Here is a 13,693-nt window from a genome sequence, read left to right on the forward strand (position 1 = left end):
ATGGGGGGACCATCAGGTAATGACGCTCGGTGCGTCGCGGCCTGTGCGGCGCTTGATGTCTGCCAGTTCCTCCGCTGCGGCGATCAGATCGGCCAGTGCTTCCTGGGTTTCGATGCCGTGGCGGGAGGAATCAGGCTCGTAGCGCTCGATATAGACGCGCAGCGTCGCACCCGATGTGCCGGTGCCGGACAGCCGGAAGACCACCCGCGAACCGCCCTGGAAGAGAATACGCACACCCTGTTTCTTGCTTTCCGAGTGATCGACCGGATCGTGATAGGCAAAATCATCCGCCTTTTCCACGGTCAACTGGCCGATCTTCGTGCCCGGAAGTGTGAGAAGCTTGCCACGCAGCGCCTCCATCAGGCCGTTGGCGGCGTCGGAATCCACTTCCTCATAGTCATGGCGCGAATAATAGTTGCGGCCAAAGGTGGCCCAATGCTGGCGCACGATTTCCTGCACGCTTTCGCCGCGCGAGGCCAGCACGTTCAGCCACAGCAGCACGGCCCAGAGACCGTCCTTTTCGCGCACATGGTTGGAGCCGGTGCCGGCGCTTTCCTCGCCACAGATCGTCACCTTGCCGGCATCCAGCAGGTTGCCGAAGAATTTCCAGCCGGTCGGCGTCTCGAAAATGCCGATCTTCAGCTTTTCAGCCACGCGGTCGGCGGCGGCGCTGGTCGGCATGGAGCGGGCAATCCCGGCAATGCCGCCGGAATAGCCGGGCGCCAGGCTGGCATTGGCGGCCAGAATGGCAAGGCTGTCGGATGGGGTGACGAAAATGCCCTGGCCAATGATCAGGTTACGGTCGCCATCGCCATCGGAGGCGGCGCCGAAATCCGGCGCATCCGGCCCCATCATCTCGTCATAAAGCTCCTTGGCATGCACGAGGTTCGGGTCGGGATGATGGCCGCCAAAATCCGGCAGCGGGGTGAAATTGCGCACCGTCCCTTCCGGCGCGCCGAGACGATTCTCGAGGATTTCCTTGGCGTAAGGCCCGGTGACGGCGCTCATGGCATCGAACACCATGCGGAAGCCGAGGCTGAACATGTTGCGGATGGCGTTGAAATCGAACAACTGCTCCATCAGCGCTGCGTAATCGGCCACCGGATCGATCACCTCCACATGCATGTCGCCGAGATCGAAGCTGCCGATCTGGTCGAGATTGATGTCCGGCGCATCGACCGTCTTGTAGGAGGTGATCGTCTTGGAATTGGCGTAGATGGCGTCGGTGATCTTTTCCGGCGCGGGGCCGCCATTGCCGATATTGTACTTGATGCCGAAATCTTCCGTCGGGCCGCCGGGATTGTGGCTGGCGGAGAGCACGATGCCGCCAAAGGCCTTGTATTTGCGGATGATGTTCGAGGCAGCCGGCGTCGAAAGAATGCCGCCCTGGCCCACCAGCACCCGGCCAAAGCCATTGGCCGCCGCCATCTTGATGGCCTTCTGGATGACGTCGCGGTTATAGAACCGTCCATCGCCGCCGATGACCAGGGTCTTGCCTTTGAAATCCTCCAGCGAATCGAAGATCGACTGGATGAAGTTCTCGGCGTAATTCTCCTGCTGGAAGTGCGGAACCTTCTTGCGCAGGCCGGACGTGCCGGGCTTCTGGTCAGAATAGGGTTTGGTTGGAACCGTGATGATCATGCGTTGTCAGCCTTTTTCGAGGAGGCGGTTATAGAGGTCGACATAGCGCCTGGCGCTCAAGCTCCAGGATACGTCGGTTTTCATGCCCTGCTTCTGGATCTGTTGCCATGTTTTTGTGTCGTGGAAGAGACGTATGGCCCGGCGAAGCGCCTGACGCAAGCCTTGGCGTGAGACAGAGGTGAACTGAATGCCCGTAGCGGCGGCACCGCCAAGGGCCGCTTCATTGGCATCGATGATGGTATCGTTGAGCCCGCCGGTGCGCGCCACCACCGGCACGCAGCCATAGCGCAGGCCGTAAAGCTGCGTCAGCCCGCAGGGCTCGAACCGCGAGGGAATGACGATGGCATCGGCCCCTGCCTGCATCAGATGCGAGAGCGGCTCGTTATAGCCGATCTGCATGCCGATCCGGCCGGGATGGCGGCTGACGGCCGCCTGAAGCGCCGTTTCCAGTTCCGCATCACCCGAGCCCAGAATGACCAGCGAACCGCCATCGGCCACCAGATCGTCGGCCACCTCCGCCAGCACGTCCATGCCCTTTTGCCAGGTCAGGCGGGAGATAATCGAGAAGATTGGCCGTCCGTCCTGCTCCAGTCCGAAATGCTCTTGCAGTTTCAGGCGGTTGGCGGCCCGCTTCTTCAGCGTCGCCGGGGCATAGGTGCCGGCGATGTCCTTGTCTGTAGCGGGGTTCCAGACATCGGTGTCGATGCCGTTGACGATGCCATAGAGGGCATCGGCGCGGCTGGCGATCACCCCCTCCAGCCCCATGCCGAATTCCGGTGTCAGGATTTCCTCGGCATAGGACGGGCTGACAGTGCTCAGCGCATGCGCCGTCACCAGCCCGCCCTTCAGGAAGGAGGTGCCGCCATAATATTCCAGCGCCTCGCCGAAAGCATGGGGTGGAAGTCCGAGGGCGGCCACCACGTCCGGGCCGAAATGGCCCTGGAAGGCGATATTGTGGATGGTGATCAGCGAAGGAATTTCCGGCTCCAGCGCATAGCGCATAAATACCGGCACCAGCGCCGCCTGCCAGTCATGCACATGCACGAGATCCGGCTTCCAGCCGGGTATCAGCCCCTGCGCAATCCGCGCCCCGGCCAGCGACAGCGCGCCGAAGCGTTTCCAGTTGTCGGGATAGTCCTTGCCGTCCGGGCCGAGATAGGGTCCGCCGTCGCGCTCGTAAAGGGCAGGGCATTCCAGCACCAGCAGGTCCAGCCCGGCATGGCGGGCCGATAGAAGCCTTGCCTGCTCGCCCAGGAGATCGGCAAAGTCCAGCACCGGCTCAACTCTGTCGAGCGCCGCCAGAACTCTGGAATAGCCGGGCAGCAGGGTGCGGGTCTCTACCTTCAGCTTGTCCAGCGAGATCGGCAGGGCGCCCGCCACATCGGCCAGGCCCCCGGTCTTGATCAGCGGATAGACTTCCGATGCGACGGACAGAACCTTCATCGATCAACTGCCGAGCTTGTCGATCATCGCCTGGGTAATCAGGCAAATGCCGTTTTCCGAACGGCGGAAGCGCTTGGCGTCGATTTCCGGATCTTCACCGACGATCAGCCCCTCGGGAATGGTGACACCGTGATCGATCACCACATTGGTGAGGCGCGCATGCCGCCCGACGGTGACCTTGGGCAGGATGACGCAGCCTTCCAGCCGGGAATAGGAATTGGCCCTGACGCCGGTAAACAGCAGGCTGCGATAAAGCGCCGAGCCGGAAATGATGCAATCGCCCGAGACCAGCGAGGAAATGGCCGACCCACGGCGGCCCTCGTCGTCATGCACGAACTTGGCGGGCGGGTTGATCTCGGCATAGGTCCAGATCGGCCAGGATTTGTCGTAGATGTCGAGTTCCGGCACGATGTCCGTCAGGTCGATATTGGCCTGCCAATAGGCATCGATCGTGCCGACATCGCGCCAATAGGGCTTGCGCTCGAAATCGGAGCGCACGCAGGAATTGGCAAAGCGGTGCGCCACCGCCTTACCGTTCTGCACGATATAGGGGATGATGTCCTTGCCGAAATCCCGGCTGGAATTCGGGTCTGCCGCATCGCGTCGCAGGCAGTCCATCAGGAATTTCGTGTGGAAGACATAGATGCCCATGGAGGCAAGCGACATGGCCTCGTTTCCGGGAATGCCGGGCGGATCGGCGGGCTTTTCGATGAAATCGATGATCCGGTCCTTGTCGTCCACATGCATGACCCCGAAGCCGGTGGCCTCCAGCCGCGGCACTTCCAGGCAGCCGATGGTGACATCCGCGCCGGAATCCACATGCTGTTGCAGCATGAGTTCATAGTCCATCTTGTAAATATGGTCGCCCGCCAGGATCACCATATATTCCGGCGCATAGGGCTCGATGATGTCGATGTTCTGGTAGACGGCATCCGCCGTGCCTTCATACCATTGCGTTTCGGACACGCGCTGGCTGGCGGGCAGGATATCGAAGCTTTCATTGCGCTCCGGGCGGAAGAAATCCCAGCCGCGCTGCAGGTGGCGGATCAGCGAATGCGCCTTGTATTGGGTGGCGACGCCGATGCGGCGAATGCCGGAATTCAGCGCGTTCGACAGGGCGAAGTCGATGATGCGCGCCTTGCCGCCGAAATAGACGGCGGGTTTGGCGCGTCGGTCGGTCAGTTCCTTCAGACGGCTGCCACGCCCTCCCGCCAGCACATAGGCCATCGCGTCTCGCGACAGTGGCTGGATCCTCTTTTCCGTCATGCGCTCATCCTCCCGCAAGCCTTTCTCGATCTATTCCAGTTCCAGCATGATCACCGCCAGCGGCGGAAGCGACAGGCTGGCCCTTGCCCAGCCTCCTTCCGCTGCTTCGGCGTCCACGCGGCCGCCATTGCCCTTGCCGCTGCCGCCGTAAATATCGGCATCGGTGTTCAGGATCTCCCGCCAGCGCCCCGCCGCCGGCAGCGAGATTTCATACTGCGGATGATAAAGTGGCGTCAGATTGGCGATCACCGCAACCGGTTTTTCGCCCGGCGCCTTGCGCAGCCAGGCAAAGACCGATTGCTCCATGTCTTCCGAGATCAGCCATTCGAAGCCTTCGCCCTCGCAATCGCGCGCATGCAGCGCCGCCTTGCTGCGATAGGTGTAGTTCAGGTCGCGCACCAGCCGGCGCATGCCTTCATGCATGCGGTATTGCAGCAGGTTCCAGTCCAGCGGGCGGCTTTCGCTCCATTCGCTCCACTGCGCGAATTCCTGGCCCATGAACAACAGCTTCTTGCCCGGATAGCCCCACATGAAGGCGTAATAGGCGCGCAGATTGGCAAATTTCTGCCAGTCGTCGCCCGGCATCTTGGCAATCATCGAGCCTTTGCCATGTACCACCTCGTCATGGGAGATCGGCAGCACGAAATTCTCGCTGAAGGCGTAGATCAGCCCAAAGGTGATTTCCTGGTGGTGATATTTGCGATGCACCGGATCACGGGCGAAATAGCTCAGCGTGTCGTGCATGAAGCCCATGTTCCACTTGAAGCCGAAGCCGAGCCCGCCTTCATGCACCGGCTGCGACACCTTCGGCCAGGAGGTGGATTCCTCCGCAATGGTCATGATTTCCGGGTGCGCGGCATAGACTTCCTGGTTCATGCGCTGGAGAAAACGCACCGATTCCAGGTTTTCCCGCCCGCCATATTCGTTGGGAATCCACTCGCCATCCTTGCGGGAGTAATCGAGATAGAGCATGGAGGCGACGGCATCGACGCGCAGCCCGTCGAGATGGAATTTCTCTGCCCAGTAGAGCGCGTTGTTGACCAGATAGGAGAGCACCTCCACCCGCCCGAAATTGTAGATCGCGGTGTTCCAGTCGGGGTGGAAGCCCTTGCGCGGGTCCTCATGCTCGTAAAGTGCGGTGCCGTCGAACCAGCGCAGACCGTGGGCGTCGGTTGGAAAATGCGCCGGAACCCAGTCGAGAATGACGCCGATGCCGACCTTGTGGCAGCCATTGACGAAGCGGGCAAAGCCCTCCGGCTCGCCGAAGCGGGCGCTCGGCGCGTAAAGCCCGGTGGTCTGGTAGCCCCAGGAGGGATCGTAGGGATGTTCGGTGACGGGCAGGAATTCGATATGGGTGAAGCCCATGTCCACGACATAGGGAATGAGCGTATCGGCCAGTTCGTCCCAGCTTAGAAAGGTGCCATCGGCGCGTTTCTGCCAGGAGCCAGCATGGACTTCATAAATCGAGATGGGCTGACGGCGCTTGTCGATGCTGCCCCAATGGGCGCGATGGGCGTCATCTTCCCATTTCGGCTTAAGTTCGGCGGCGGTGACGGAGGCGGTCTGCGGGCGAAGCTCGCTGCGCCTTGCAAAGGGATCGGCCTTCAGCGGCATGAGCGTGCCGTCCGGGCCGATGATTTCGAACTTGTAGGCCGAGCCTGCCGAGATATCCGGCGCGAAGATTTCCCAGATCCCGGTATCGCGCCTCAGCCGCATCACATGGCGGCGACCATCCCAATCGTTGAAATCGCCAACCACCGAGACCCGCTTGGCATTGGGCGCCCAGACCGCGAAATGAAAACCATCCACCCCCTGATGCTTCATGGGATGGGCGCCGAGCTTGTCGAACAGCCTGAGATGCGAGCCTTCGCGGACGAAATAATCGTCCATCGGCCCCAGCACCGGCCAGAAGGTGTAGGGGTCGGTCACCGACCATTCCACATCGCCGCGCTCGGCGCGGTAGCGCAGCGGCTGATAGGTCTTCAGCGCCACCGGCCCGGCGAAGAAGCCATCGGGGTGAACAAGCGCCAGCTCTCCGGCAATGGCGCCGTCCAGCGTCAGTGCCGTCACCTGTTCCGCGCCGGGAATGAAGGCGCGCGCCACAAAACCCTCCGCCGTCTCATGGGCGCCCAGCACGGAGAACGGATCGGTATGCGTGCCCGAAAGCAGCGCCTCGATTTCCGCAGCCGGGGGAACAGGCGCGACGGCGGCGCGTGCGCCGGTCTCGCCCTCAGGGGCGTTTTTTTTCATCAGGCTCTCCAGATGTCAGCCGTATATTGTCTGATCGTCCGGTCGGAGGAGAACCAGCCCATGCGGGCCGTGTTGAGAATGGCCTTGGAATTCCAGGCGGCCTTGTCGGTCCAGAGCTGGTCCGTATCGCGATGGGCCTTGGCATAGGCATCGAAATCCGCCGCCACCATGAACCAGTCGTGATTGTAGAGCCCGTCGATAAGGCCGGAGAAGCGGCTGCGATCGTCCGGCGAGAAGACGCCCGAGGCAATCGCCGACAAGGCCTGCGACAGCTCGCGGGAGGCTTCGATGATGGCGCGGGGATTGTGTCCTTCCGCCCGCACCTTGCCGACCTGTTCCGCCGTCATTCCAAAGATGATGATATTCTCCTCCCCGACGTGGTCGCGCATTTCCACATTGGCGCCGTCCAGCGTGCCAATGGTCAAGGCACCGTTCAACGCGAATTTCATGTTGCCGGTTCCGGAGGCTTCCATGCCGGCGGTGGAAATTTGTTCCGAGAGATCGGCGGCGGGCACCATGACCTCCGCCAGGGAGACGTTGTAATTGGGTACGAATACCACTTTCAGCAGGCCGCGCACGGAAGGATCGTTGTTGATCACCCGCGCCACGTCGTTGATGAGTTTGATGATCAGCTTGGCATTGTGGTAGCTCGGCGCGGCCTTGCCCGCGAAGAGCTTGACGCGCGGCACCCAGTCACGCTCGGGATGCGAGCGGATCTGGTCGTAAAGCGCCACGGTTTCGATAATGTTCAGAAGCTGGCGCTTGTACTCGTGAATGCGCTTGATCTGGATGTCGAACATGGCCGACGGATCGAGGCGAATGCCCATGCGGCTCGCCACCAGATTGGAAAGCGCCTCCTTGTTGGCGCGTTTGACGGCGGCGAACTTGTCCCGGAAGGCGCTGTCACCGGCAAAGCCGTCAAGGCTTTTCAACGTCTCGGCGTCATCCATGAAACCGTCGCCGATGGCCTCGCGCAGCAGGCTGGTCAGCTTCGGATTGCATTGCAGCAGCCAGCGGCGCGGCGTAATCCCGTTGGTCTTGTTGTTGATACGGTCTGGATAGAGCTTGTGCAGGTCGGCAAACACCGTCTCCTTCATCAGCTCGGTGTGGAGTGCTGAAACGCCGTTGATCGAATGCGAGCCCATGAAGGCGAGATTGCCCATGCGCACCCGCCGCTCGCCGCTTTCGTCGATCAGCGAGATGGCGGCAATTTCCCGGTCGGAGAAATTCTTCTGCTTGCGCGCTTCCACCAGACATTTGGCATTGATGGCGTAGACGAGCTGCATGTGGCGCGGCAAAAGGCGCTCGAACAGCGGCACCGGCCAGCTTTCCAGCGCTTCCGGCAAAAGCGTATGGTTGGTGTAGGAGAAGGTGCCCTTGGTGATTTCCCAGGCGGTATCGAAATCCACGCCGTGAATATCGGTGAGAAGCCGCATGAGTTCCGCCACCGACACCGCCGGATGGGTGTCGTTGAGCTGGATCGCCACCTTTTCCGGCAGGTCCGTCAGCGTATTGCCCTGTTGCAGGTGGCGGCGCAGAATGTCCTGCAGCGAGGCGGAGCAGAAGAAATATTCCTGCCGCAACCGCAATTCCTGACCGGCTGGCGTCGCATCCGCCGGATAGAGGACGCGGGTGAGCGATTCGGCCTTGTTGCTCTCGCGCAGCGCCCCGATATGATCGCCAGCATTGAAGGCGTCGAGCAGGATCGGGTCGATCGGCTGGGCCGACCAGAGGCGCAGCGTATTGATCCGCTCGCCGCGCCAGCCGACGATCGGCGTGTCATAAGCGGCAGCAATCACCCGTTCGCTCGGCTTCCAGACATGGCGCACCTCTTCATTGCTGCCCGTCAGCGTTTCGACACCGCCGCCGAAGCCGATTTCATAGGCGCTTTCGCGGCGCTCGAATTCCCAGGGGTTGCCGTGGGCCAGCCAGGTTTCCGGCAGTTCCACCTGCCAGCCATCGGCCATCTGCTGGCGGAACAGCCCGTGCACGTAGCGAATGCCATAGCCATAGGCGGGGATGTTGACGGTGGCCATGCTCTCCATGAAGCAGGCGGCCAGACGGCCAAGGCCGCCATTGCCAAGTGCGGCATCCGGCTCCAGACCGGCGATGACGGCAAGATCGACGCCAAGCGAGGTCAGCGCCTCGCGGATTTCCTCCATCAGCCCGAGATTGGACATGGCGTCGCGCATCAGCCGACCGATCAGGAATTCCAGCGAAAGATAATAGACGCGCTTGGCATTGGCCGCGTAGGTGGCGCGGGTGCTTTCCATCCATTTGTCGATGATCCGGTCGCGCACCACATAGATGGTGGCGGTCAGCCAGTCATGCGGCTGGGCGACCTTGGCATCCTTGCCGATGCTGTAGGTCAGCCTTTCGATGATCTCGGCGGCCAGTGCCTGCGGATCGGAAACGCGGGGGCTCGGGAGCGGGAGATCTGTCTTGCTGATGGACTGGGTCACGACAAAGCCTTGAAAAATGGAAGGAGTTCAGCCTGGCCTCTGCCGGTTCATCCCGGCTTGTGGCCTCATGAGCACTCTATGCATCGTTGCAGGTGAGTTGCAACAGCCGATTTCAGCCATGACCGGGCGATGCTTGCGGCAGTCCCTGGCAGGGCGGGTGTTCAGGGGTCATGCAGACGTCCGTGATCGTGGGAACTGTCGGCAAGACCTCGCAGGATGCCGCACTCTCCCACTTTCCCATGCCCGCTACCGCCCAGCATGAGGACGAGTTCCGCTTTCAGCCGTTCGAGCCTTTCAATCCGTTCCTCCACCGCCGTCAGATGCTTGCGGGCAATGGCGTCCACCTCGGCGCAGGGCCGGTCCGGCTCCGCCGAAAGCGCCAGCATTTCCCGGATCGCCTCCATGTCGAAGCCCAGCTCCCTGGCATGGCGAATGAAGCTCAGCCGTTCCACATCCTGCCGGCCATAGATGCGGCGATGGTTTTCGGCCCGCTCTGCTGGCGGCATCAGCCCGGTTTCCTCGTAATAGCGGATGGTCGTCACCTTGATGCCGCTTTGGCGCGCCAGCGTTCCAATGGAAAAATTTGTCATTGGCTCTTGATCCTCCAGTCACTGGAGACTGTAATGTCCAAGCCCGAAAAGTCACGAGGCTGTTTTCCCTTGAGCATTGTCCCGAGAAAAATGGATACCGGTTTTCCGTCCGGAAATGCTTGAGAGAAGGCCGGCCAGCCAGGGAGCAGGGCTTTATGTCCATTTCAAATCACCGTCATTCCCATGTTGGGCATCCCCATGCCGGGCATGCCCATCACGGCCATGACCACCACGACCACCATCATGACCACCATGGCCATTCCCATGGCGGCCTCGGCCATGGGCATGCCCCGGCAAGTTTTGGCCGGGCCTTCGCCATCGGCATTGCGCTCAACATCGTTTTCGTCGCCACCGAGGCAGGCTATGGCTTTTATGCCAATTCCACCGCGCTGCTCGCCGATGCCGGGCATAACCTGTCGGACGTTCTGGGCCTGATCGTGGCCTGGGTTGCCGTGGCGCTTGGCAAACGCCTGCCGACGGCGCGCTACACCTATGGGCTTGGCGCCTCCTCGATCCTGGCGGCGCTGGTCAATGCCATGCTGCTTCTGGTCGCCATCGGCGCCATTGCCTGGGAGGCGGTGCATCGGTTTTACGAGCCCGCCCCGGTTGAGGGGGTGACGGTGATGATCGTGGCCGGGATCGGCATTTTCGTCAATGGCATCACGGCCTGGCTGTTTGCATCCGGCAGCAAGCACGACCTCAATATTCGCGGCGCCTATCTGCACATGATGGCGGATGCCGCCGTCTCGGCGGGCGTGGTCATTGCCGGTCTTCTCATCATTTATACGGGGTGGAGCTGGGTGGATCCGGCGGTCAGCCTTGTCATCGTCGTGGTGATTTTCATCGGCACCTGGGGCCTGTTGAAGGGCAGTGTGGCGCTCTCCTTGCAGGCCGTGCCCTCCGGCGTCGATGCGGCGGCGGTGCGCGCTTTTCTTGCCGGATTGCCGGGAGTGAGCGCCTTGCACGACATGCATATCTGGCCGATCAGCACCTCGCAGACGGCGCTGACGGCGCATCTGGTGATGCCGGAGCATCAGGGCTCCGCCGATGCGTTTCTGGATAAGGTGCAGGATGAACTGCTCCGCCGTTTCGGCATCGATCACGCCACCTTGCAGATCGAGACCGGTGAGATGGCATGCAGGCTCGCACCCGATCACGTCATTTGAACGGCGTTTAGGGTGCAGATCTGATTAAATCAGATCATTGCCGAAAATGCTCCAGCCATTCCGCCGACAGCGTCAGATCGGCCTGCGACAGGTTGTGACCTGCGGGCAGGATCTCCTGGGTGACGCTGTGACCGGCACCCTCTAGCGCGCGCACCAGCCGCCCGGCATTGTCCGCCGGAACGATAGGGTCCATCAGGCCAGACAGCACCAGCACCGGCACGCCTTTTTCTCTGGAGACCGGCGGTTCGGCAAGCGGCGCCATGGCGCGCAGCAGCACGGCCCCGGCCAGCGCCTCACGATGCAGAAGCAGCAGGGCGGCGGCGATATTGGCGCCGTTCGAAAAGCCCACCGCAATCGGTGCTGCAAGACCATAGGCTTCGCGGGCAGCGGCAATGAAGCGTGCCAGATCGGCGGCGCGGGCCTTCAGATCCGCTTCATCGAAAACGCCTTCGGCCAGCCGGCGGAAGAAGCGCGGCATGCCCTGTTCCAGCACCTGTCCGCGCGGCGACAGAAGTGCGGCACCCGGGCTCAGCCGCGCACCCAGCGGCAAAAGGTCGTTTTCGTCGCCGCCCGTGCCATGCAGCATCAAAAGCGGCGCACGGCTCTTGTCCGTGCCGGGAACGAAGCGATGGACGAAGCCGAGATCGGTGGTGGAGAGGCTCATGGAAATCTCCTCGAAATCATGCCCGGTCGTCAGAAGCGAATGACGGATTTGCGATCGGCGGGCTGTGAGAGGGAAAAGAGCGGCCTCCACTCCTGTTGAGAGTGGAGGCCGGGCGATCAGGCGAGTTCCGGAAGAACCTGCTCGATCCGGTCGCGATAGGGTTCCAGACCCTTCGGCAGTTTCAGCGCCTGACCCAGCTGGTCGGCAGGCTCGTCCACGGCAAAGCCCGGATCGTTGGTGGCGATTTCGAAGAGCACGCCGCCCGGGCTGCGGAAATAGACGGAGCGGAAATAATCGCGATCCTTCTGTTCCGTGGTCTGGATGCGGTAATCCTTGCGCAGCTTGTCGGCAAGGGCGGCCTGCTCGGCATCATTGGCGGCGCGGAAAGCCACGTGATGCACCGAGCCTGCGCCCGGACGGGCAGGCAGGAATTCACCGGCGGCCCGGAGGTCGACAATGCCGCCGATCTCGATGCCGGGCGCCTTGTAGCGGGTGACGGTGCCCTGGGTGCCGATCTTCTCGAAACCGAAGACGTCGGTGAGGATGGCCGCCGTGGCCTCGATCTTGTCGAGCAGTAGGGTTACGCCCTGGAAGCCGCGCAAGGCATGCTCTGCCGGAATGCCATCCACCGTCCAGGCCGCTTCGCTTTCGATGCCCTCAATGCCCACCAGCGACAGGCGCATGCCGTCCGGGTCCTTGAAGGGCAGCACGGTTTCCCCGAAGCGCTGTTCCAGCCCCTCATGCACCACGCCCATTTCCACGAAGCGATGCATCCAGAAACCGAGCGACGCCTTCGGCACCCGATAGGTGGTTTCCTGGGTTTCGCCGATGCCGAGCCGTCCCGGTGCGGCATGTTCCCAGGGGAAGAAGGTCATGATCGTTCCCGGCTGGCCGGCCTCATCGCCGAAGTAGAAGTGATAGGTGCCGGGATCGTCGAAATTCACCGTCTTCTTGACAAAGCGCTGGCCCAGCACCCGTGTGTAGAAATCCAGGTTGCGATTGGCCGGACCTGCAATAGCGGTGACGTGATGAATGCCGTTTGCCATGATCGTTCTCCTTTTCAGAGACAGCGGCGCTGGGGCGTGTGCGGCAGCGTCCAATCCCTATGATAACTCTTTGATTTTCTTGAAGTGGAACTGTCCGTCCCGCTTCCGATGAGCAAGATGTAGGCGCATTCCCGCCGCTTTGCACGTCATTTAGCTTGCATAAATGCAAGCTTGACTTTGCAATGGCTTTTGTCACCTTGCGTAGAGGAAAGATGGAGGTTCGATGTCAAAGCCGCTTGCCTGGGATGATCTGCGTCTGGTGAAGGCCGTGGCCGAAGCAAAGGGTATGGCGGGGGCGGCGGCAGCGCTACAGGTGGATCACTCCACCATTTTCCGCCGTCTTGGTGCGCTGGAGAGGGCGCTCGGCACTCCGCTTTTCGAGCGGCGCCGTGGCGGTTATGACCTGACGCCTGCCGGGGAAGAGGTGCTGGCCGCCGCCGAACGCATCGATAGCGAGGTGCACCGGCTGGAGCGGCGTCTGACCGGCAAGGAAATTGCGCCAGCCGGTGAAATCCGCGTGGCAACCGCCGACAGTCTGTTGATGCATCTGTTGACGCCCTTGTTTTACCGGTTCCGCGCCACCTGTCCGGCTATCCGCCTGGATGTGGTCATCGGCAATTCAGCCCTCAATCTCTCGCGCCGGGATGCCGATATCGCGATCCGCGCCACCGATACGCCGCCCGAAACGCTGGTGGGCCGTCGCATCGGTTCCATTGCCTGGGCGCTTTACGGCCGGGGGCAGGATCGGCAGGCGAGGGGGGAGGCTTTCATCGATACGGCAGATTGGGTGGCGCTGTCGCAAGACATGGCGTCGCTGAAGGTGGTGCGCGATACCCGCCAGCTTCAGCCGGAGCGGCTGGTCTACCGCGCCAATTCGGTTCTGGCGCTGGCCGAAGCGGTGGAGGCGGGTATCGGCATCGGCCATTTGCCCTGCTTTATCGGCGATGTCCGCCCGGGCCTTGCCCGGCTCTCTGATCCTGTTCGTGATTATGCCGCCGAGCTTTGGCTGCTCACCCATCAGGATATCCGCCACGCGCCGCGAATCCGCGTCTTCATGGATTTCATTGCCGCCGAACTCGTGCCGCTGCGCCCGCTGATCGAGGGTATGTCAGGCCAGTTTCAGATCGGCTGAAACCGCCCAGAAGGCAAGGCTTCGAGCCTTGGT

General features: G+C 61.9%; 10 protein-coding genes. 2 read left to right on the forward strand and 8 right to left on the reverse strand.

Going from position 1 to position 13,693, the window contains the following annotated elements:
* Nucleotides 1–12: 12 nt before the first annotated feature.
* The 6 genes from QO005_RS12905 to QO005_RS12930 form a co-directional block, all read right to left on the reverse strand.
* Nucleotides 13–1,641, reverse strand: coding sequence for an alpha-D-glucose phosphate-specific phosphoglucomutase (locus tag QO005_RS12905; RefSeq protein ID WP_307158447.1), 1,629 nt, complete (start codon nucleotides 1,639–1,641; stop codon nucleotides 13–15).
* A 6-nt stretch (nucleotides 1,642–1,647) separates the two neighbouring features.
* Complete coding sequence (gene glgA / locus QO005_RS12910; protein WP_307158448.1) at nucleotides 1,648–3,084, reverse strand: glycogen synthase GlgA; 1,437 nt, start codon at nucleotides 3,082–3,084, stop codon at nucleotides 1,648–1,650.
* A 3-nt stretch (nucleotides 3,085–3,087) separates the two neighbouring features.
* The gene (gene glgC, locus QO005_RS12915; RefSeq protein WP_307158449.1) at nucleotides 3,088–4,350 is read right to left on the reverse strand and encodes a glucose-1-phosphate adenylyltransferase; all 1,263 of its coding nucleotides are present in this window, start codon (nucleotides 4,348–4,350) and stop codon (nucleotides 3,088–3,090) included.
* Between the two features lie 30 nt (nucleotides 4,351–4,380).
* The gene (gene glgB, locus QO005_RS12920) at nucleotides 4,381–6,600 is read right to left on the reverse strand and encodes a 1,4-alpha-glucan branching protein GlgB (protein WP_307158450.1); all 2,220 of its coding nucleotides are present in this window, start codon (nucleotides 6,598–6,600) and stop codon (nucleotides 4,381–4,383) included.
* Nucleotides 6,600–9,062, reverse strand: a complete 2,463-nt coding sequence (locus tag QO005_RS12925) for a glycogen/starch/alpha-glucan phosphorylase (protein ID WP_307158451.1) — start codon at nucleotides 9,060–9,062, stop codon at nucleotides 6,600–6,602. Before QO005_RS12925 ends, glgB begins: the two co-directional genes overlap by 1 nt.
* A gap of 161 nt (nucleotides 9,063–9,223) precedes the next feature.
* The gene (locus tag QO005_RS12930) at nucleotides 9,224–9,652 is read right to left on the reverse strand and encodes a MerR family transcriptional regulator (RefSeq protein WP_307158452.1); all 429 of its coding nucleotides are present in this window, start codon (nucleotides 9,650–9,652) and stop codon (nucleotides 9,224–9,226) included.
* Between the two features lie 155 nt (nucleotides 9,653–9,807).
* Here QO005_RS12930 and QO005_RS12935 point away from each other — a divergent pair, with 155 nt between their 5' ends.
* A complete protein-coding gene (locus tag QO005_RS12935) occupies nucleotides 9,808–10,818 on the forward strand; it encodes a cation diffusion facilitator family transporter (protein WP_307158453.1) in 1,011 nt (336 codons plus the stop codon).
* A 34-nt stretch (nucleotides 10,819–10,852) separates the two neighbouring features.
* Here QO005_RS12935 and QO005_RS12940 read toward each other — a convergent pair whose 3' ends face one another.
* Nucleotides 10,853–11,482 (reverse strand): alpha/beta hydrolase, encoded by a 630-nt coding sequence (locus tag QO005_RS12940; RefSeq protein ID WP_307158454.1) that lies wholly within the window; start codon nucleotides 11,480–11,482, stop codon nucleotides 10,853–10,855.
* Between the two features lie 116 nt (nucleotides 11,483–11,598).
* On the reverse strand, nucleotides 11,599–12,531 hold the full coding sequence (locus tag QO005_RS12945) for a ring-cleaving dioxygenase (RefSeq protein WP_307158509.1): 933 nt from the start codon (nucleotides 12,529–12,531) through the stop codon (nucleotides 11,599–11,601).
* Nucleotides 12,532–12,751: 220 nt separating this feature from the next.
* Here QO005_RS12945 and QO005_RS12950 point away from each other — a divergent pair, with 220 nt between their 5' ends.
* Nucleotides 12,752–13,660: a LysR family transcriptional regulator gene (locus QO005_RS12950; protein WP_307158455.1), complete on the forward strand. Its 909-nt coding sequence runs from the start codon at nucleotides 12,752–12,754 to the stop codon at nucleotides 13,658–13,660.
* Nucleotides 13,661–13,693 lie beyond the last annotated feature (33 nt).

The sequence above is a fragment of the Allorhizobium paknamense genome (assembly GCF_030815125.1).
GTDB classification, from domain to species: domain Bacteria; phylum Pseudomonadota; class Alphaproteobacteria; order Rhizobiales; family Rhizobiaceae; genus Allorhizobium; species Allorhizobium paknamense.

Bases quoted from the DNA above. Each gene is read 5' to 3' on its own strand.
- QO005_RS12935 (WP_307158453.1), top strand. From the start codon at position 9,808: ATGTCCATTTCAAATCACCGTCATTCCCATGTTGGGCATCCCCATGCC.
- QO005_RS12940 (WP_307158454.1), bottom strand. From the start codon at position 11,482: ATGAGCCTCTCCACCACCGATCTCGGCTTCGTCCATCGCTTCGTTCCC.
- glgC (WP_307158449.1), bottom strand. From the start codon at position 4,350: ATGACGGAAAAGAGGATCCAGCCACTGTCGCGAGACGCGATGGCCTAT.
- QO005_RS12905 (WP_307158447.1), bottom strand. From the start codon at position 1,641: ATGATCATCACGGTTCCAACCAAACCCTATTCTGACCAGAAGCCCGGC.
- glgB (WP_307158450.1), bottom strand. From the start codon at position 6,600: ATGAAAAAAAACGCCCCTGAGGGCGAGACCGGCGCACGCGCCGCCGTC.
- QO005_RS12950 (WP_307158455.1), top strand. From the start codon at position 12,752: ATGTCAAAGCCGCTTGCCTGGGATGATCTGCGTCTGGTGAAGGCCGTG.
- QO005_RS12930 (WP_307158452.1), bottom strand. From the start codon at position 9,652: ATGACAAATTTTTCCATTGGAACGCTGGCGCGCCAAAGCGGCATCAAG.
- glgA (WP_307158448.1), bottom strand. From the start codon at position 3,084: ATGAAGGTTCTGTCCGTCGCATCGGAAGTCTATCCGCTGATCAAGACC.